This window comes from Pseudomonas sp. ChxA (assembly GCF_030263855.1).
GTDB lineage: Bacteria > Pseudomonadota > Gammaproteobacteria > Pseudomonadales > Pseudomonadaceae > Aquipseudomonas > Aquipseudomonas fluorescens_CB.
Genome location: NZ_JARPMK010000001.1, coordinates 2,007,759 through 2,025,226, shown reverse-complemented (window position 1 = coordinate 2,025,226; position 17,468 = coordinate 2,007,759). Strand labels below are relative to the sequence as shown.

At 61.6% G+C, this 17,468-nt stretch carries 20 protein-coding genes; 4 read left to right on the top strand and 16 right to left on the bottom strand.

Annotated elements, in window-relative coordinates:
* Positions 1 to 114 precede the first annotated feature (114 nt).
* Both P5706_RS09035 and P5706_RS09030 read right to left on the bottom strand, forming a co-directional pair.
* Positions 115 to 1,479: a DNA recombination protein RmuC gene (locus P5706_RS09035; RefSeq protein ID WP_285682681.1), complete on the bottom strand. Its 1,365-nt coding sequence runs from the start codon at positions 1,477 to 1,479 to the stop codon at positions 115 to 117.
* Positions 1,480 to 1,654: 175 nt separating this feature from the next.
* On the bottom strand, positions 1,655 to 1,978 hold the full coding sequence (locus tag P5706_RS09030) for an SEL1-like repeat protein (protein WP_200431869.1): 324 nt from the start codon (positions 1,976 to 1,978) through the stop codon (positions 1,655 to 1,657).
* A 460-nt stretch (positions 1,979 to 2,438) separates the two neighbouring features.
* On the opposite strand from P5706_RS09030, the gene P5706_RS09025 reads away from it, so the two are divergent.
* The 4 genes from P5706_RS09025 (at position 2,439) to P5706_RS09010 (ending at position 5,590) form a co-directional block, all read left to right on the top strand.
* Positions 2,439 to 2,744 (top strand): hypothetical protein, encoded by a 306-nt coding sequence (locus tag P5706_RS09025; RefSeq protein ID WP_200431870.1) that lies wholly within the window; start codon positions 2,439 to 2,441, stop codon positions 2,742 to 2,744.
* A 441-nt stretch (positions 2,745 to 3,185) separates the two neighbouring features.
* Positions 3,186 to 3,410 carry a hypothetical protein gene (locus P5706_RS09020; protein WP_016972449.1) on the top strand — a complete coding sequence of 75 codons (225 nt, stop codon included), beginning with the start codon at positions 3,186 to 3,188 and terminating at the stop codon, positions 3,408 to 3,410.
* Positions 3,411 to 3,686: 276 nt separating this feature from the next.
* The gene (locus P5706_RS09015; RefSeq protein WP_200431871.1) at positions 3,687 to 4,169 is read left to right on the top strand and encodes a hypothetical protein; all 483 of its coding nucleotides are present in this window, start codon (positions 3,687 to 3,689) and stop codon (positions 4,167 to 4,169) included.
* 146 nt (positions 4,170 to 4,315) lie between these two features.
* Positions 4,316 to 5,590: an OmpP1/FadL family transporter gene (locus P5706_RS09010; RefSeq protein ID WP_200431872.1), complete on the top strand. Its 1,275-nt coding sequence runs from the start codon at positions 4,316 to 4,318 to the stop codon at positions 5,588 to 5,590.
* A gap of 88 nt (positions 5,591 to 5,678) precedes the next feature.
* Here the strand turns inward: P5706_RS09010 and P5706_RS09005 are convergent, their stop codons facing one another.
* From P5706_RS09005 to cobO, 14 genes are all read right to left on the bottom strand, one after another.
* Positions 5,679 to 6,227 carry a glutathione peroxidase gene (locus tag P5706_RS09005; RefSeq protein ID WP_236370772.1) on the bottom strand — a complete coding sequence of 183 codons (549 nt, stop codon included), beginning with the start codon at positions 6,225 to 6,227 and terminating at the stop codon, positions 5,679 to 5,681.
* 33 nt (positions 6,228 to 6,260) lie between these two features.
* Complete coding sequence (locus P5706_RS09000; RefSeq protein ID WP_285679034.1) at positions 6,261 to 6,389, bottom strand: hypothetical protein; 129 nt, start codon at positions 6,387 to 6,389, stop codon at positions 6,261 to 6,263.
* Positions 6,386 to 7,585, bottom strand: a complete 1,200-nt coding sequence (locus P5706_RS08995; RefSeq protein WP_178076253.1) for an MFS transporter — start codon at positions 7,583 to 7,585, stop codon at positions 6,386 to 6,388. Before P5706_RS08995 ends, P5706_RS09000 begins: the two co-directional genes overlap by 4 nt.
* 64 nt (positions 7,586 to 7,649) lie before the next feature.
* On the bottom strand, positions 7,650 to 8,054 hold the full coding sequence (locus P5706_RS08990) for a MarR family winged helix-turn-helix transcriptional regulator (RefSeq protein ID WP_016972443.1): 405 nt from the start codon (positions 8,052 to 8,054) through the stop codon (positions 7,650 to 7,652).
* 42 nt (positions 8,055 to 8,096) lie between these two features.
* Positions 8,097 to 8,825 (bottom strand): adenosylcobinamide-GDP ribazoletransferase, encoded by a 729-nt coding sequence (locus P5706_RS08985; RefSeq protein ID WP_200431874.1) that lies wholly within the window; start codon positions 8,823 to 8,825, stop codon positions 8,097 to 8,099.
* 2 nt (positions 8,826 to 8,827) lie between these two features.
* Positions 8,828 to 9,403 (bottom strand): alpha-ribazole phosphatase family protein, encoded by a 576-nt coding sequence (cobC, locus tag P5706_RS08980; RefSeq protein WP_285679033.1) that lies wholly within the window; start codon positions 9,401 to 9,403, stop codon positions 8,828 to 8,830.
* On the bottom strand, positions 9,400 to 10,455 hold the full coding sequence (gene cobT, locus P5706_RS08975; RefSeq protein ID WP_285679032.1) for a nicotinate-nucleotide--dimethylbenzimidazole phosphoribosyltransferase: 1,056 nt from the start codon (positions 10,453 to 10,455) through the stop codon (positions 9,400 to 9,402). Before cobT ends, cobC begins: the two co-directional genes overlap by 4 nt.
* Positions 10,452 to 10,973 carry a bifunctional adenosylcobinamide kinase/adenosylcobinamide-phosphate guanylyltransferase gene (gene cobU, locus P5706_RS08970; protein WP_200431877.1) on the bottom strand — a complete coding sequence of 174 codons (522 nt, stop codon included), beginning with the start codon at positions 10,971 to 10,973 and terminating at the stop codon, positions 10,452 to 10,454. Before cobU ends, cobT begins: the two co-directional genes overlap by 4 nt.
* Before the next feature lie 502 nt (positions 10,974 to 11,475).
* Complete coding sequence (locus tag P5706_RS08965) at positions 11,476 to 12,927, bottom strand: cobyric acid synthase (RefSeq protein ID WP_170039154.1); 1,452 nt, start codon at positions 12,925 to 12,927, stop codon at positions 11,476 to 11,478.
* A complete protein-coding gene (gene cobD / locus P5706_RS08960) occupies positions 12,924 to 13,913 on the bottom strand; it encodes a threonine-phosphate decarboxylase CobD (protein ID WP_285679031.1) in 990 nt (329 codons plus the stop codon). The genes P5706_RS08965 and cobD overlap by 4 nt, the downstream gene beginning before the upstream one ends.
* A complete protein-coding gene (gene cbiB / locus P5706_RS08955; protein ID WP_285679030.1) occupies positions 13,906 to 14,814 on the bottom strand; it encodes an adenosylcobinamide-phosphate synthase CbiB in 909 nt (302 codons plus the stop codon). The genes cobD and cbiB overlap by 8 nt, the downstream gene beginning before the upstream one ends.
* On the bottom strand, positions 14,811 to 15,461 hold the full coding sequence (bluB, locus tag P5706_RS08950; RefSeq protein ID WP_285679029.1) for a 5,6-dimethylbenzimidazole synthase: 651 nt from the start codon (positions 15,459 to 15,461) through the stop codon (positions 14,811 to 14,813). The genes cbiB and bluB overlap by 4 nt, the downstream gene beginning before the upstream one ends.
* Positions 15,458 to 16,840 carry a cobyrinic acid a,c-diamide synthase CobB gene (locus P5706_RS08945; RefSeq protein WP_285679028.1) on the bottom strand — a complete coding sequence of 461 codons (1,383 nt, stop codon included), beginning with the start codon at positions 16,838 to 16,840 and terminating at the stop codon, positions 15,458 to 15,460. The genes bluB and P5706_RS08945 overlap by 4 nt, the downstream gene beginning before the upstream one ends.
* Positions 16,837 to 17,448, bottom strand: coding sequence for a cob(I)yrinic acid a,c-diamide adenosyltransferase (gene cobO, locus P5706_RS08940; RefSeq protein ID WP_010208674.1), 612 nt, complete (start codon positions 17,446 to 17,448; stop codon positions 16,837 to 16,839). Before cobO ends, P5706_RS08945 begins: the two co-directional genes overlap by 4 nt.
* Between the last annotated feature and the right edge of the window lie 20 nt (positions 17,449 to 17,468).

Here is a 17,468-nt window from a genome sequence, read left to right as displayed (position 1 = left end):
TGTGGGAGCTGGCTTGCCTGCGATGCAGACACCTCGGTACATCAGGTTCACCGAGTTGATGCCATCGCAGCGGTGCGACGATTCGACAAGCCAGCTCCCACATTTGAACGTGCATTACTCAGGCAGATGCGCCACGCCGTCGGAATCGGTCATTGCGCGTTCGAGCAAATCCGCCGGCAGGCTTTTGCTCGCACGCGCGCCCAGCAAGCGTAATTGCTCGGTACGGCTGACCAGATTCCCACGCCCATCTGTGAGCTTGTTACGCGCCGCGCTGTAAGCCTTATCCAACTGTTGCAGACGGTTGCCCACTTCATCCAGGTCCTGGATGAACAGCACGAATTTGTCATACAGCCAGCCGGCCCGTTCGGCAATTTCCCGCGCGTTCTGGCTCTGACGCTCTTGCTTCCACAGGCTGTCGATCACCCGCAGGGTGGCGAGCAAGGTGGTGGGGCTGACAATCACGATATGGCGGTCGAACGCCTCCTGGAACAGGTTCGGCTCAGCCTGCAAGGCGGCGGAAAAAGCCGCCTCAATCGGCACGAACAGCAACACGAAATCCAGGCTGTGCAGGCCTTCCAGTCGCTTGTAATCCTTACCGGCCAAGCCTTTGACGTGGTTACGCAGGGACAATACATGCTGCTTGAGGGCCGCCTGGCCGATCACCTCATCATCCGCCGCCACGTATTGCTGATAAGCCGTGAGGCTGACCTTGGAGTCGACCACCACCTGCTTGTCGCCCGGCAACATGATCAGCACATCCGGCTGGAAGCGCTCACCATCCGGCCCTTTGAGGCTCACCTGGGTCTGGTACTCGCGGCCCTTCTCCAGCCCGGCATGCTCCAACACCCGCTCAAGAATCAGTTCACCCCAGTTACCCTGGGTTTTCTGGCCCTTGAGGGCGCGGGTCAGGTTGGTGGCTTCGTCCGACAGGCGAAGGTTCAATTGCTGCAGACGCTCAAGCTCTTTGGCCAGGGAAAAACGCTCGCGGGCTTCGTTCTGATAGCTTTCTTCCACACGTTTTTCGAAGGACTGGATGCGCTCCTTCAGTGGGTCAAGCAATTGGCCCAGGCGTTCCTGGCTGGTTTCGGCGAAACGCTGCTCGCGCTCATCGAAGATCTTTCCGGCAAGCTCGGCAAACTGCGCGCGCAGCTCATCGCGCGAACCTTGCAGGTCGGTGAGGCGCTGTTGATGGCTGTCCTGTTGCTCGCGCAGTTCGGCGCGCAAGGCGGCTGACAGCGCATCGAGGCGGCGCAGCTCGGTCTCCTTGGCGCCGCGGTCGAGGTTCCAGGCGTGTGCGGCGTCGCGGGCATTATCGCGGTCGATTTGCAGCAGTTCGACTTCGCGGCGCATGGCGGCCAGGTCGGCCTGTTTCGCGGCATTGGCTTGGCTGAGGTCGCTGATTTCATCGCGGCTGGCGTCCAGTTGCGCGGCCAGCCCTTCCTGGGCCAGTTGCGCGGTCGCCAGGCGCTCTTCGAGCAACTCCCAGCCGGTCATGCGCGCGGTCAGTCGTCGTTGAATCTGCCAGCACAGGGCCAATAAAGGCACCGCTGCACCCGCCAGACCCAAGGCAATACTGGTCCAGTCAAAAACCATAGCCATTTCTGCCATCACCGAAAAGGAGCAAGGTTAACCAAGCCAGGGGCTTGAGGACAGCTCAGTCTTCGACCTGCCCCAACTCGCGCAGGGCGCGGCGGTCGCCGGCGCGGGCGGCCAGGCGCAGCAGGTCATGGCCGATGCGGCGGTCGCGGGCGTTGCCGCACTCGCGGCACATTAACTGGCCCAGCCGGCTTTGGGCGGCAACGACGCCATCGCGGGCCGGCTGCTTGAGCAAGCGCCCGGCGAAGTGCTTGACGTTGACGTTGTGCCCCAGTCGCGGGCTGTCGAGCAGCCACAAGGCAACTTTCAAGGAAAAGCGCTTGGGTGCGGTAACAGTTTGAGGGGTATCGGTAACAGAAGGTGATACTGAGCGAAACTTCATAAAGCACTGCGGGACAGATCGGAAGGCGCGCCACTCTACTCTTTTTTTCGCGCAGGTAAAGCTGGAAAAATCCTACATGCCCGTTCTAGAGCAAGCGCTCGGGACAATCCACAGAAGCTGTGGATAACTCAGTGGACAACCCACCTTGAACCCGCGCAAAGGCCCATGAAACGGGGGCCGCAGTCAAACTGACGATTTTTTCACCAATAAAAAAAAGTGATGTTTTTCATTGACTTAAATTTTCGTTACAGGCAAACAACGGCGCTTTCGGGCAGTTGACAGAGTGGTTACACACCGCGCAACTAATGTGCACAAGTACCCACCCGCCGGTTATATCACCGAGGTTTTTTGCTTCAACCTGTTCGAAAATGTTACCGACCTGCAGGAACAGAGTACTTTTCAAATCCGCCTCGGCTCGCCACACTCATGCCCCATCGACGTAACCCTCCTGTAGGCGCTGATGAAAGGAATCCTGTTGTTTGCCGTGTTGCTGCTCGCCATCTGCGCGACCTCACTGGGCATCAATGCAGCACTGCCCTCGCCTGACGGGGCGTTGTTCGCCATCGCCATCCTGGTATCGGCGGCCTTTACTGCCGTCAGCCTGTGCATCGAGCTGGGAGACGGCCGGATCAATGACATGCGCGACGTGATGAAGGCGATCGAGGCCGGCCGCTCCTGGCGCCTGACCCTCGCCGCCTACGGGCTGGGTTGCTCACTGGCGGCAGCCGCAACGGTGCTGGTCTATCGTGGCCTGCTCGGCGGCTGAAGAAACTTTTTTGCTTAGCCGCTTCCCTTCCCGGTTTCGATCCGTTACTATCCGCGGCGTTAGTACCAAGCTGAAAGTCAATTCTGGTCGAACCAATCCCCTGAACAACACGGGAGCGACCACCTCGATGGTTTCCAGGTATCACTTGCGACGACACAGCCTTTGAACATGCAAAGGGTGTCGCGAAGTCTCAATACTCTGACCGAACCAACCTGCAAATTGATCAGGATCTTCACCCCGGGCCCAGAACCTTTGCCCCTGTTGTGTTGCCTGCCCTCCTAAGTACCTACCTGCCAGCCCAAGCGCGCCAACTTAATAGCGCTTCAAACTGGCTGCTTTGTTCCAGTCGGGCTCTTCGTTTGATCAATGGTGATCAACGTTACTGGAACGTTTTAACGCTGCACGGTTCTTATCCGTGTCATTTGTAGGAACACCAATAATATGAACACTCAAATCCACACTCAGGATGCCATTCGCACCCTCACCAACGCTTTTGCACCAATGAACTGCCTGATCATGGCCGCTCGCAAAGGCTGCTTCAGCTTCACCCTGGTCAACGAACACGGCATCGCTCGTCACAGCGAACGCCTGTACCCCGATCAATACTCCAGCGCAGAACCGCTGCAGGCCGTGATCGAGCGTACCCGTCAGGCACTGACTGCCTGATCGACCCGAGTCGCTGAAACACAAAAACCCTGTTTAAAAAGCAGGGTTTTTTATTGCCTGAAATTCGCCGTTGAAACATTTTTGCTAAGTTCAAATAGATATAAACGTTATAACTAAATGAAGAAGATGTTTTAAAAACAGTCCTTTACATCGTGAATATGACACTACACTTCAACTCAAGCGGCATGATCCGCTTGCGACGGGCCTGAGATCCGATTCATAGCTGCCAAGCCCCCTCTCAGGCACCGTCGACCACTTTCATGGACCGAGGCTTGTATGGGTATCGCCGCCAGCGAATTGTGTCGTTATGTGATCCGGCCGACGTTGATCTACCTCGGCCGCCATGACGCGACAGCCGAAGCCCTGCTGCTGGGCATTGCGGCCAGCCAGTCGGAACTCGGCTCGGCGCTGCATGACCGGCGTGGCCACGGCCTGTACAGCATCACCGAGCCGCGCCACCGCGCCCTTTGGGACCACTACCTGGCGCGCGACCCCGAGCGCGCCAGCCTGGTACGCGGGCTGGCCAGCCAGCATGCATTCCTCAGTGCGCCCCAGCTTGAGCTGACCGTCAACCTGCGTTACGCCACCGCCATTGCCTGGCTGCTGGTGGAGCAACACCGGCCTGCCCTGCCGGCGCCGGGCGATGTACTGGCGATGGCGCGTATCTGGAAAGAAATTTTTCACCCACAAGGTCGGCTGCGGGATTTTACCCAAGCCTGGCAAACCTGTGTTTCACCCATGAATCAGGTCACTTGTTGATCAGGCGTTTTGCAAGATTCGGCTAAATACGTTGATTTTGGTCGGATTGTCCTACAAAACCGCTCTATCTCCTGCATTACAGCCTATAGCGCTAACCTAAATTTATTGTTACTTTCCGCAGCGGTGATCACCACGGAGTTCTAATAATGAAAAAAGTAATGCTCAAGACCACACTTAGCCTCGCCGTTGCAATGGCCTCCACCCAACTGTTCGCGAGCGGCTTTGCCCTCAACGAGCAAAGCATCAGTGGGATGGGTACTGGTTTTGCGGGGCGCTCTTCATCTGCCGATGATGCAAGTACTGTCGCAGGCAACCCTGCCGGCATGTCGCGCCTCAAGCGCGATCAAATCACTGCCGGCGTTGCAGCTATCGACGCCAAGACCGATATCAAAAACACCAGCGGTGGCCCACCCGGCAGCAGCAACGACGGCGACATGGTTCCTTTTACCAAAGTCCCGATGTTGTTTGCCGTGAAAAAAGCCACCGATGACTTGGCGTTCGGCCTGGGCGTGTATGCGCCGTTCGGCCTGATCACCAACTACGAAGACAGCTTCGGCGGCCGTTACTACGGCAAGAAGAGTGACGTTAAAGTCGTCACCATCCAGCCGACTGTCAGCTACGCGTTCAACGAATACGTGTCCGTGGGTATCGGCCCGACGTTCAACAAGATCAGCGGTAACCTGACCTCGTCGACGCCGCTGGCGCAAACCTTTGGCCGCAATGATGGCCTGGTGGACATCAAGGGTGATGACACCGCGTGGGGCTACAAAGTCGGTATCCTGGTAACGCCATGGGCGAGCACCAACATCGGCCTGACGTACACCTCCAAGGTGTCCTACAACCTCACCGGTCACACCGATATTTCCGGCCTGGGCTTTGGTCCTTTCAACGGCGGTCGTTTTGACGCCAAGTTGAACATCACCACACCAGAATCCTACGACATGTCCATCACCCACAAGCTGGATGACCAATGGACGTTGTATGCGGGTACCACATGGACCCGTTGGAGCCGCCTGAAAGAAATCACCGTCAACAACTCGGGCGTTTCGCCTGCACTGGGTGGCGCGGCTGGCCCGATCGGTCGCATCAACGAGCCACAAGACTGGCATGACACCTGGGCCTCGGCCATCGGTGCTTCGTTCCAGGTCAACAAACAGTGGGTACTGCGTACCGGTTTCTCGGTCGACCAATCGCCTACCAACAACACTGACCGTTCGGTGCGTATCCCGACTGGCGACCGTAAGGCCGTCAGTTTTGGTGCCGGCTTCAGCCCAACCGAAGACTGGACGATCGACGCTGCCGTCTCCTACTTGTGGGAAGAAGAAGTCAACGTCAACCGTACCGGCAAGGGCAACGCCTACAACGCCGAGTACAAAAACAGCGCTTGGGGTTACGGCCTGGGTGCGACTTACAAGTTCTGATTCACCGCGAGCCTGACCGGCTCGCCAGTTGAATCTAAAAAAGCCCCGCTCTCCTGCACAGGAGGCGGGGCTTTTTAATCGCCGACGATCAAGGTTTGGAAGCCAATGCTTCTTCCACTGCCTTGATCAGGTCCGGGCTGTCCGGCTTGGTCAGACTGGAGAAGTTGGCAATGACCTTGCCTTGGCGGTCGACCACGTACTTGTAGAAATTCCATTTCGGCGCGCTGGTCTGCTGCGCCAGGACCTTGAACAGGTGTACCGCGTCCGGCCCTTTGACTTTTTGCGGTTCGGTCATGGTGAAGGTCACGCCGTAATTCACGTAACAAACCTTGGCGGTCTCTTCACCGGTCTTGGCTTCCTGTTTGAAGTCATCGGATGGCACGCCAATCACTTCCAGACCCTGGCCCTTGTAGCGCTGGTACAAGGCTTCGAGGCCTTTGAACTGTGGCGCGAACCCGCAGAAGCTGGCGGTGTTGACGATCACCAGGGGTTTGCCGGCGAAGCGCTGGCACAAATCGATGGATTCCTTGGCGCGCAGCTTGGGCAATTGGCCCTCAAGCAACGGCGGGCAATTGGCGGCCATAGCAACACTGCCAATGGCCATCAGGACGGGTACTGCAAGCCAGCGCATCTGCATGTCGTGAGTCCTTAACATTTTCAGAACACGAACTTAACAGATCGACATACCCAGTTGCATCAATGCCAGCCCACCGCGCTGCCAGCCCCACCAGGCCAGCAGCATCAGCACGACCAGCACGACCAGCGCTGCCACCGTCAAACACCGTACCGTCACACTCATGCCGCCTCCATCTGCGCCTGCAGGCGCGCCACCGGCCGCTCGCGCACCGGCCAGTTCAGCGCGGCGGCAAGCAGGCTCAGCAGAATCGCCACCTGCCAGATCAAATCGTAGTTGCCGGTTCGATCATAGACCACCCCGCCCAACCAGCCGCCGAGGAACGAGCCGAGTTGGTGGAACAGGAACACGATCCCACCAAGCATCGACAGGTTGCGCACACCAAACAAGGTTGCGACGGTGCCGTTGGTCAGCGGCACCGTGGACAGCCACAAAAAGCCCATGGCCATGCCAAACAGGTAAGCCGTGACTTCGGTGACCGGCGCCCACAGGAACAACACGATGACCACCGCACGCAGCAGGTACAGGCCGGTGAGCAGGCGTGGTTTGGACATGCGCCCGCCAAGCCAGCCGGCGGTGTAGGTGCCGAATACATTAAACAGACCGATCAAGGCCAGCACCGTAGTGCCCACCGTGGCCGGCAAATGCTGGTCGACCAGATACGCCGGCAGGTGCACGCCGATAAACACCACCTGGAAACCGCACACAAAAAAGCCGAATGCCAGCAACCAGAAGCCGGAATGGGAACAGGCTTCCTTCAAGGCTTCGCGCAAGGTTTGCTGGCCAGTCACCACCGGCAGCGGCTTGTCCTTGAGCATCGCCACCAGCGGCAGAATCAGCGCCACCATCAGGCCCAGCGCCAACAGGGCCGCCGACCAGCCCAGCCAGCCGATCAAACCCAAGGTGCCGGGCACCATAGCGAACTGGCCGAAAGAGCCTGCGGCGCTGGCGATGCCCATGGCCATGCTGCGTTTTTCCGGCGGTACGGCGCGGCCCACCACGCCGAGAATTACCGAAAACGAGGTGCCCGACAGGCCGATGCCAATCAGCAAGCCCGCACTCAGCGACAATGACCACGCCGAATCGGACATGCCCATCAACACCAGGCCCACGGCGTACAGTACACCGCCGACAAACACCGCCTTGGTCGCACCAAAACGATCGGCCAGGGCGCCGGTAAACGGCTGCGCCAGGCCCCAGATCAGGTTCTGCAGGGCGATGGCGAAGGCAAACGTCTCGCGCCCCCAGCCAAATTCGTTGCTCATCGGCGCCAGGAACAGGCCAAAGCCATGCCGCACGCCCAAGGACAACGCCAGGATCAGCGCACTCCCCACAAGGATCCAACCACTGGTGCGCCACATCGAGGTCATGTTCTTATTCTCCGCTCGCGGGTATATACCCGCTTGTAGTCGAACAAACCCGCGCTCAGGCGAGTTCATCCAGCAAGGCCAACAAGGTTTCGCGCTTTTCGGCGCCTAACTGATCAATCAATTTTTGCTGCGCCGCTTCCCACGCCGGCAACGCCGCAGCCAGCCGCTCTTCGCCGGCTTGCGTCAACAGCACCAAGCGGTTGCGCAAGTCATCGCCTTCGACGAGTTGTACCAAACCTTCGCCCTCCAGCACGCGCAAGTTGCGGCCCAAGGTGCTGCGATCCAGGCCCATGGCTTCGGCCAGGCTGGAAATGCTCGGTTGGTCGAGACGCTGTAAGTTGCACAGCAAAGAATACTGAGCGACGTTGATCCCGAAGCCGTCGAGAGCGCCGTCGTAATGCCTGCTGACGCCACGGGCGGCACGTCGCAGGTTGGTGCATAAACATTGGGAGGCAAGCATCGAACGTGTATATACCCGCGATTAAGGAAATGCAAGAAAGTGTTACAGAGCCAAACCGATCAACACCGCGACTTCCAGCAGTTCCAGGAGTGCGCCAGCAGTGTCGCCCGTCGTGCCACCCAGCCGGTTGACCATCAGTTGGCGCAGGCCGATAAAACACAGCGCCGCCGTCAGAACAGCCATGCCGCCACTGAAACCGCCGATCAGGATGCAGGCCAGGCCACTGAGGATCAGCACCTGTTGGCCGACAACCCGCGGTAAATGGTCTGACAACGCTTGGCCCAAACCGCCTGCACGCACATAGCGCGTGGTAAGGAACAGCGCCAGCATCGACGCCCGCCCGATCAACGGCGCCAGGATCAATGCCGCGCCATTATGTTGCTCGATCAACGCCACCAGCGCGGTGAACTTGAGCAACAGCACCAAGCCCAGGGTGACCACCGCAATCGGCCCGCTACGCGGGTCTTTCATGATAGTCAGGGTGCGCTCGCGGTCGCCGAAACCCCCGAGCCAGGCATCGGCGCTGTCCGCCAGGCCGTCCAGGTGCAAACCACCGCTAAGCAACACCCACGCCGTCAGCAATAGGGCCGCATGCAGCAACAACGGCGCGCCCATCAATACGCTGTTCAGCGCCCATAACAGCAGGCCGAACAACAGCCCGACCACGGGATAAAACAGCAGCGAACGCCCCAGCTCCTGAGGTTGCGGCATGCCCGGCAAACGAATCGGCAAGCTGCTGAGAAATTGCAGGGCAATCCAGAACGGCAGCATCGTCAGGTTCCTTCCTTCAATACGCCATCGGCAGCCACGTGCAGGCTGAACAGCCCGCCATGGCCGACCTCGACATTCAATAGCTGCTCGCGCGGCAAACCTCGCGCCTGCGCCAAGAGCAGACGCATCACGCCACCGTGGCTGATCAGCAACACGCGCTCACCGGCGTAGGCCTGATGCAAGCGTGAGACGGCGCCGAGGACACGGCGGGAAAAGTCGCTGACCGGCTCACCCTCAGGCGGCGTGAAGCTGTAGGGGTCGGCCCAGAACAGGCCGAGCCCTTCAGCGTCGGTTTCCATCAGCGCCGCTGCGCTATGCCCTTCCCAGGCGCCGAAGTGCAATTCCTGTAGGTCTTTTTCCAGGCTCACCGGCACATCGAGGCGTGCGCCCAACTCTTGGGCGAATAGCGCGCAACGTTGCAACGGCGAACTGATCAGCCGGTCCCAGGGCCCCTGCTCTGCGACGGCGGCGCGCATCTGTGCCCAACCCTTGTCGGTCAAGGCGTCGTCGAGGCTGCCGCGCAGACCGCCACCCAGCTCGGTTTCGCCGTGGCGCAACAGGTCCAGGTGCAAGGTCATGCCGGGCGGTCTGCCACGGCCGCTTCGGCGAATGTCGCCATCTGCCCGTGCAGCGCACACGCCAGGCGCAGCAACGGCACCGCCAGCGCCGCACCACTGCCCTCGCCCAGACGCAGGCCGAGTTGCAACAAGGGTTCGGCGTTAAGGTGTTGCAGTACGTGACGATGGCCCGGCTCGGCGCCACCGTGGCCGAACACCAGCCATTCGCGGCAGGCCGGGTTCAGGCGCGTGGCGACCAGTGCGGCGACGGTGCAGATAAACCCGTCCACCAGCACGACGATGCCTGCTTGCGCGCAGGCCAGATAGGCGCCGACCAGCGCGGCGATTTCAAACCCGCCGAGGTTGAACAGGGTGTGCAATGCGTCATTGCGCTGCCCGGCATGCAGCGCCAGTGCGCGCTCGATAACTGCCACTTTGTGGCTGACACCTTGGGCGTTCAAACCGGTGCCCGGGCCTGTGAGGTCGCTGACCTTGCAGTCGAGCAGCGCGCACGCCAAGGCACTGGCGGCGGTGGTATTGCCGATGCCCATTTCACCACCGATAAACAGCTGGGCGCCGCGTTCCAATGCACGGCGTGCGCTATCGCGACCGGCTTGCAGCGCCAGCCGGCCCTGAGCTTCAGTCATGGCCGGGCCGTTGACGAAATTCGCCGTGCCCGCGCCGATGTTCAGGTGACGCACACCGGGCAGGTTCAGCGAGGGCGTCACCGTGCCGAGGTCGACCACTTCCAGCTGCGCATCCAACTGGCGCGCCAACACACTGATGGCTGCGCCGCCAGTGACGAAGTTGTGCAGCATCTGCCCGGTCACTTCCTGGGGAAACGCCGACACGCCTTCTGCGACGACGCCATGGTCACCGGCAAAAATGGCGATCCACACTTGGTCTACCAATGGTTTGACCTGGCCTTGCAGACCGGCCAGTTGCACTGCCACCGCTTCCAATTGGCCGAGCGAACCGGCCGGTTTAGTCAGCTGTTGCTGGCGCGCCAGCGCTTGTTCGTGCGCCGCCGTGTCGACGGCTTTGCAGGGGTTGAGCCACCAGGTGTCAGTCATAACGCAGTACCTTTCAAAGTCAGGGGCAGGCCGGCAACCGTCAGGACAACACGCTGACACCGCTCGGCCAAGGCTTGATGCAGCCAACCGGCTTCATCCACATAGCGGCGAGTCAATTCGCCCAGCGGCACGACACCCATTCCGGTCTCGTTGCTGACAAAAATGATTTCTCCCGGCAGTGCTGCCAGGGTTTGCAGCAATTGATCACGCTCCAGCGCCAGGCGCGCAGGGTCATCGAGCATCAGCAGATTGGTGAGCCACAGGGTCAGGCAGTCCACCAGCAGGCAACGCCCGGCAGCGGCGTTTTCGCGCAGTACGCGGGCCAATTCGACGGGTTCTTCAATCAGGCCCCAGTGGTCGGGACGCCGCTCACGGTGATGCGCCACGCGTGCGCTCATCTCGCCATCCAGCGGCTGGCTGGTGGCGATATAGATGACGGGCAAGGTGCTGTCGCTGGCGAGTTTTTCGGCCAGGCGGCTTTTGCCGGAGCGAGCGCCGCCGAGGATTAGTTGATGCATGCGGTGGCACCTTGTTCGGCGGGTGGAGAGGTAGGGGTGTGCAGCGGCGAGTGGGGTGAGTCAGATAGGTATGCAGTGGCTGAGCCATGGCCATCGCAGGCAAGCCAGCTCCCACAGAAAGGTAGATCTGCTTTTGATCTGGCTTTTGATTTTGATCTCAGTCGCCCCGTTAAACCACGCTGGCCGAACATAGGTTTGAATCCGTGGGTAACCCGGCAGGACGCCGGGTTAGCCGCGCTGGGCCAAGGATGGCCCATCGCGGCGGCCCACGGATTCAAGCCTGCGTTCGGGCACACCGAGCCTAGGCGAGGTGCCGAGTGGTGGGGCGAAGACTTTTTGGTTACTTTTGTGTCTTTACAAAAGTGACCCGCTGTAAGAGCGGAACCATAAGTGGCCGTTACCCAGCTAACGGATATGTACACCGACAAACCGCCATCGCAGGCAAGCCAGCTCCCACATTTTGACCGGGTTGTGTCAGTCAGGCCGCGATCGCAGGACACTGTTAAAGCCCGCATAGCTTGCGCAACAACGCGGTGTCCAGGTGGTTCTCCACCAGGTCCGCCAAACGCTCGATATCGCGCTCGCGCAAGGCGTGGTAATCCACCTCCTGCACATCCTGCAACCCAGCCCAGCGCAACAAGGCGCTGCACGCCGCGGGGCTTTCGAACAGGCCATGCAGGTAGGTGCCGAGAATCTGCCCGTCGGCACTCTGGGCGCCGTCACTGCGGCCGTCATCCAGCCGCACGGCGGCGTTCGCCAGCGCTTCACCGCAAGTCACCCCGGCGTGAATCTCATAGCCACTGACCTCGGCATCTTCCAGCAACAAGCGCCCACGCACATTGCGCAGCTGCTTCTCTTCCTCCAGCGTCGTACTGAACGCCAACAGCCCCAAGCCTTCACTGGAGCCAGCCGGCCCTTCCAGCCCGAGCGGGTCATGCAGCTGCTCGCCGAGCATCTGCAAGCCGCCGCAAATCCCCAGCACCTTGCCGCCATAACGCAAGTGCCGCGCCACGGCAGTGTCCCAGCCGTTGGCGCGCAAATAGGCCAAGTCACTGCGCACGCTTTTGGAGCCCGGCAGGATAATCAGGTCGGCAGGCGGAATCGGCTGGCCCGGCCCGACAAACTGCAAATCCACCTGGGGATGCAGGCGCAGCGGGTCAAAGTCGGTGTGGTTGCTGATGCGCGGCAATACCGGCACCACCACCTTGAGCACTTGGGCGGCCTTGTCGATCTGGCGCTGGTCGATGCCGTCTTCGGCTTCCAGGTGCAGGTCCATCACGTAGGGCAGTACGCCCACCACGGGCTTGCCGGTGCGCGCTTCCAACCAGTCGAGGCCAGGCTGCAGCAAGGCGATATCGCCGCGAAAACGGTTGATAATGAAGCCCTTGACCCGCGCCTGTTCGGTTGGCGAAAGCAATTCCAGAGTGCCGACCAGATGGGCGAACACGCCGCCGCGATTGATGTCGGCAATCAGTAGCACCGGGCAATCCACAGCCTCGGCAAAACCCATATTGGCAATGTCATTGGCGCGCAGATTGATCTCGGCGGGCGACCCCGCGCCTTCCACCATCACCACCGGGTAAGCCGCGCTCAGGCGTGTGTGAGAGGCCAGCACCGCCTGCATCGCGATGGCTTTATAGTCGTGATAGGCCACGGCGTTCATGCTGGTCACGGCGCGGCCGTGAATGATGACTTGGGAGCCGGTGTCACTGTTGGGTTTGAGCAGCACCGGGTTCATGTCGGTGTGCGGCGCGAGGTTGGCGGCCTGGGCCTGCACCGCCTGGGCGCGGCCGATCTCGCCGCCTTCGGCCGTCACGGCACTGTTGAGCGCCATGTTCTGCGGTTTGAACGGCGCCACTGCGATGCCTTGGCGCACCAGCCAGCGGCACAGCGCGGTCACCAGGGTACTTTTGCCCGCGTCGGAGGTGGTGCCTTGCACCATCAGCGTACTCATGGTGCTTCCTTGTAGGCAGCCAGGGCTTCGTCGAGCCGTAGCCAATCTGCCTCGGTGTCGGGCAGGCCAAAGCGCAGGCTGCTGTCGTGGACGAACAGGCGCAGCAGAATGCCACGCTGGGCCATGAATTCATGCATGCGTTCGGCGTGCGGGGTGATCAACCACTGGAACAACGCGCAGCCACCGTGGGGTTGAAAGCCGTGGCGTTCGAGCAGGTCAAACAAGCGCCGACCCGCTTCGATACAACGCTCACGCTGACGAACCTGCCCGGCGCTATCACGCAGGCACACTTGGCCGAGCACGCGCGTTGGCCCACTGACGGCCCACGGGCCAACCTGTTCGGCCAACAACCGCAGCAACCTGCGCTCGGCCAGCACGAAGCCCAGGCGCACACCGGCCAGGCCGAAGAACTTGCCGAACGAGCGCAATACAATCAGGCCGACGTGGTGGGTGTGGCTAGCCAGGCTCAGTTGCGGAGTAACGTCCATAAACGCCTCGTCCACCACCAGCCAGCCGCCGCGCTGGGCCAGCCGCGCGTGCCAGTCCAGCAGGCGTTGTGGGCTCAGGCTCAGGCCGGTGGGGTTGTTGGGGTTGACCACCACCAGCACGTCGAGGCTGTCGAGAAAGAAGTCGACTTCCTGCTCCTGCACTTCGCGCACCACATAGCCGGCGCGGCGCCAGGCTTCGGCGTGCTCGGCGTAACAGGGCGACAACACGCCAACCTTGCCCGAACGACGCAGACGCGGCAGCAGTTGAATCGCCGCCTGGGAGCCCGGTACCGGCAGCAGGTGGGCGGCGCCGTAATAGTCGCAGGCGGCCTTTTCCAGGCCGTCGTCGGTTTCCGGCAAACGCGCCCAGGCCCGCAGCGGGATCTCGGGGATCGGCCAGGGCCAGGGCGCGAGACCGCTGGACAGGTCGAGCCAATCGGCCTCGGCAATCCCGTACTCAATCACCGCCTTACGCAGGCGCCCACCGTGCTCAAGCATACAATTGCGCCCCCGCGCAGAGGATCAATAGCCATAACCATACGCCGCGTTGCACCAGTTGCCAGCCACGGTCGATGGCGTCGGCATCGGCGGCCGGGCCTTCGCCCAACTGCGGACGCTGATGCAGCTCGCCGTGATAGATCGCCGCGCCGCCCAGTTCGACGCCCAAAGCGCCCGCCCCGGCCGCCATCACCGGACCCGCGTTGGGACTGTCCCAGGTCGGGCCTTGGGTGCGCCAGCATCTGAGCGCCAAGCGAGTTTTGCCCAACACGGCGTAGGTCAGCGCCACCAGCCGTGCAGGAATATAGTTGAGTACATCGTCGATCTTGGCGGCTGCCCAGCCGAAGCGCTCGAAGCGTTCGTTGCGATAGCCCCACATGGCGTCGAGGGTGTTGCTCAGCCGGTACAGCACCACGCCCGGCACACCGGCGACCACAAACCAGAACAACGCGGCAAATACTGCGTCGCTGCCGTTCTCCAGCACTGACTCGGTGGCGGCGCGGGCGACTTCGGTGCTGTCCAGCTCGCTGGTCTGGCGACTGACCAGATAACTCACACGTTTGCGCGCTTCATCCAGGTCACCGCTGCGCAACGCCTGCGCAACCGGGATCACATGTTCACCCAGGCTGCGCATGCCCAGCGCCAGGTACAGCGCCAGGATTTCCAGGACCCAGCCGATATAGGGCGCCCATGACAACGCACTGGCCAGCAGCGTCAGCGGCACCACGGCGATAAACCATGCGGTCACGCCGTGGCTGCGCCAGCCACGGCCACCGGTGTTGAAACGTTGCTCGATACGCCCGGCGAAATTGCCGAACGCCACCAGCGGATGCCAGCGCCTGGGTTCGCCCAGCAGCGCATCCAGCGCCACCGCAGCGACACACAGCAAGGCCACACTCATTGACTCACTCCCCACACATTCTCATACAACATGTCACTCAGCGGCCGTGGTTCGGCCCAGCCTTCGAGTTGCAACATCGGTGCCGGGTAGAACTCGGCGACCGGGCCCAGGCACAGCACGGCCAGGGGTTTGGCGCCGGGCGGCAGGCCCAGCAGGTCGGCCAGCGCTTGTGGCTCGAACAGCGAGACCCAGCCCATGCCAAGGCCCTCGACACGGGCGGCCAACCAGAGATTCTGGATCGCGCAAGACAACGACGCCATGTCCATCTCCGGCAAGGTGCGCCGGCCAAAGATGTGGCGCTCGCGGTCGTCCATCAATGCAGCCACCAAGACTTCGGCGCAGTCGTGGATACCTTCGACCTTAAGCTTCATGAACTCATCGGAGCGCTCGCCCAAGGCTTCGGCGGTGCGCACGCGTTCTTCCTCCACCAACTGCTGGATGTTCCCACGCAGTTGTCGGTCACTGATGCGGATAAACCGCCAGGGCTGCATCAGGCCCACGCTGGGCGCCTGGTGAGCGGCCTGGAGCAAGCGGTGCAGCAATTGGGGCGCGACTGTGCCGCCGGTGAAGTGGCGCATGTCGCGGCGTTCGGCGATGGCGCGGTAGACGGCTTGGCGGTCGGCTTGGGGATAGGCGTTGTTGGTCATGGCCCTATCGCGGGCAAGCCCGCTCCCACATCTGGAATGCATTCTCCTGTGGGAGCGGGCTTGCTCGCGAAGGCGTTGCTCATGACAGGCGCAAAGAGTGCGGCCACCGCCGTTGGATTCGACGGAAAATAAAAGTGCACATAAGAAGCCGTCATCCGCCCCTGCCGATACACCGCCTCCGCCCCGCGTCCGCCATTGGGGCTCAGGCCACGGGCAATCGGCTGCCATTCGGTGCTGGTCAAGGAGTGATGATAGGTATGGCCACGCAGCACGCCTTCCGGCAACTCGACACTTTGCAGGGCAAGGGCCGCGAGTTTCTTTTGCATCACCGCATCGCCTTGCAGCAGGCCGACCAGTTCGGCACGGGTGCCCTCCACATCGGTGAGCGAATCCAGCAGGTAGAGCATGCCGCCACATTCCGCCAGCAGCGGTTTGCCGGCCGCATGATGGGCGCGGATAGCCGCAAGCATCGAGGTGTTTTCGGACAGCGCCCGGTGATGCAATTCGGGATAGCCGCCGGGCAGGTACAGGCTGTCGGCGTCGGGCAATTGGTGATCGTGGATCGGCGAAAAAAACTCCAACTCAGCGCCCATTGCCCGCAGCAGGTCCAGGCTGGCACCGTAGGTGAACGCGAAGGCTTCATCACGGGCCACGGCAATCCGTACACCAGCCAACAGCGGCTCAGCTTCAATCAGCTGCGGCGCGGCGAACGTCACCGGTGGCGGCAACGCCACTTCGCAGCTGCTGCCCAGCGCCTGGGCTGCGGCATCCAGGCGGGCATCGAGGTCATTGAGTTCACTGGCTTGCACCAGGCCCAGGTGACGACTCGGTAATTCAATCCCGGTTTCGCGGGACAATGCGCCATACCAGCGCAGGCCTTCAGTGAGGCTGCCTTCGAGCAGTTGCGCGTGACGCAAGGTGCCGACGCGATTAGCCAGCACGCCGGCGAACGGCAAGTCCGGCTGATAACGCGCCAGGCCCAATGCCAAGGCACCGAAGGTCTGAGCCATCGCGGTGCCGTCAATCACCCCGAGCACCGGCACACCAAAGTGCCGCGCCAGGTCGGCGCTTGACGGTGTGCCGTCAAACAGCCCCATTACGCCTTCGATGAGAATAAGGTCAGCCTCGCCGGCTGCTTCCCACAGCAAGCGGCGACTTTCCTGCTCGCCGACCATCCACATGTCCAACTGATACACCGGCGCACCGCTGGCACGCTCGTGGATCATCGGGTCGAGAAAGTCCGGCCCGCATTTGAACACGCGCACCTTGCGCCCCAGGTTGCGGTGCAAGCGAGCGAGCGCGGCGGTAACGGTGGTTTTGCCCTGGCCGGACGCCGGAGCGGCGATCAATACGGCTGGGCAATGACGGGGCTGATTCAAAGTTCGACGCCCTTCTGTGCCTTGATACCGGCCTGGAACGCGTGTTTGAGCATGCCCATTTCGGTGACGGTGTCGCCCATTTCGATCAGTTCAGGCTTGGCGCCACGGCCGGTGACCACCACGTGCTGCATCGGCGGGCGGGCTTGCAGGTCGCTGAGTACTTGGTCCAGATCGAGGTAGCCGTGCTTGAGGGCGATGTTCAATTCGTCCAGCACCACCAGGCCGATTGACGGGTCTTGCAGCAATTCGCGGGAAACCGCCCAGGCGGCTTCGGCGGCAGCGATATCGCGCTGACGGTCCTGGGTTTCCCAGGTGAAGCCTTCGCCCATCACATGGAAGCGCACCTGCTCGGGGAAGCGCCGGAAGAACAGTTCCTCGCCGGTGCTGTTGCGCCCCTTGATGAACTGCACCACGCCGCACTGCATGCCGTGGCCCATGGCGCGGGCAAGCATGCCGAACGCCGAGCTGCTTTTGCCTTTGCCGTTACCGGTCAGCACCAGCAGCAAACCGCATTCGTTGGGGGAATTGGCGATACGCTCGTCGATCACGGCTTTTTTGCGCAGCATGCGCGCCAGGTGGCGTTCGTCGCGGTCGGGGGAATCAGTCATGGCAGCTCTCCGTTGGGGCT

Coding starts and splice junctions, on each gene's coding strand:
- P5706_RS09030 (WP_200431869.1), bottom strand. CDS start 1,978: ATGAAGTTTCGCTCAGTATCACCTTCTGTTACCGATACCCCTCAAACT.
- P5706_RS09025 (WP_200431870.1), top strand. CDS start 2,439: ATGAAAGGAATCCTGTTGTTTGCCGTGTTGCTGCTCGCCATCTGCGCG.
- P5706_RS09020 (WP_016972449.1), top strand. CDS start 3,186: ATGAACACTCAAATCCACACTCAGGATGCCATTCGCACCCTCACCAAC.
- P5706_RS09015 (WP_200431871.1), top strand. CDS start 3,687: ATGGGTATCGCCGCCAGCGAATTGTGTCGTTATGTGATCCGGCCGACG.
- P5706_RS09010 (WP_200431872.1), top strand. CDS start 4,316: ATGAAAAAAGTAATGCTCAAGACCACACTTAGCCTCGCCGTTGCAATG.
- P5706_RS09005 (WP_236370772.1), bottom strand. CDS start 6,227: ATGCAGATGCGCTGGCTTGCAGTACCCGTCCTGATGGCCATTGGCAGT.
- P5706_RS09000 (WP_285679034.1), bottom strand. CDS start 6,389: ATGAGTGTGACGGTACGGTGTTTGACGGTGGCAGCGCTGGTCGTGCTG.
- P5706_RS08995 (WP_178076253.1), bottom strand. CDS start 7,585: ATGTGGCGCACCAGTGGTTGGATCCTTGTGGGGAGTGCGCTGATCCTG.
- P5706_RS08990 (WP_016972443.1), bottom strand. CDS start 8,054: ATGCTTGCCTCCCAATGTTTATGCACCAACCTGCGACGTGCCGCCCGT.
- P5706_RS08985 (WP_200431874.1), bottom strand. CDS start 8,825: ATGCTGCCGTTCTGGATTGCCCTGCAATTTCTCAGCAGCTTGCCGATT.
- cobC (WP_285679033.1), bottom strand. CDS start 9,403: ATGACCTTGCACCTGGACCTGTTGCGCCACGGCGAAACCGAGCTGGGT.
- cobT (WP_285679032.1), bottom strand. CDS start 10,455: ATGACTGACACCTGGTGGCTCAACCCCTGCAAAGCCGTCGACACGGCG.
- cobU (WP_200431877.1), bottom strand. CDS start 10,973: ATGCATCAACTAATCCTCGGCGGCGCTCGCTCCGGCAAAAGCCGCCTG.
- P5706_RS08965 (WP_170039154.1), bottom strand. CDS start 12,927: ATGAGTACGCTGATGGTGCAAGGCACCACCTCCGACGCGGGCAAAAGT.
- cobD (WP_285679031.1), bottom strand. CDS start 13,913: ATGCTTGAGCACGGTGGGCGCCTGCGTAAGGCGGTGATTGAGTACGGG.
- cbiB (WP_285679030.1), bottom strand. CDS start 14,814: ATGAGTGTGGCCTTGCTGTGTGTCGCTGCGGTGGCGCTGGATGCGCTG.
- bluB (WP_285679029.1), bottom strand. CDS start 15,461: ATGACCAACAACGCCTATCCCCAAGCCGACCGCCAAGCCGTCTACCGC.
- cobO (WP_010208674.1), bottom strand. CDS start 17,448: ATGACTGATTCCCCCGACCGCGACGAACGCCACCTGGCGCGCATGCTG.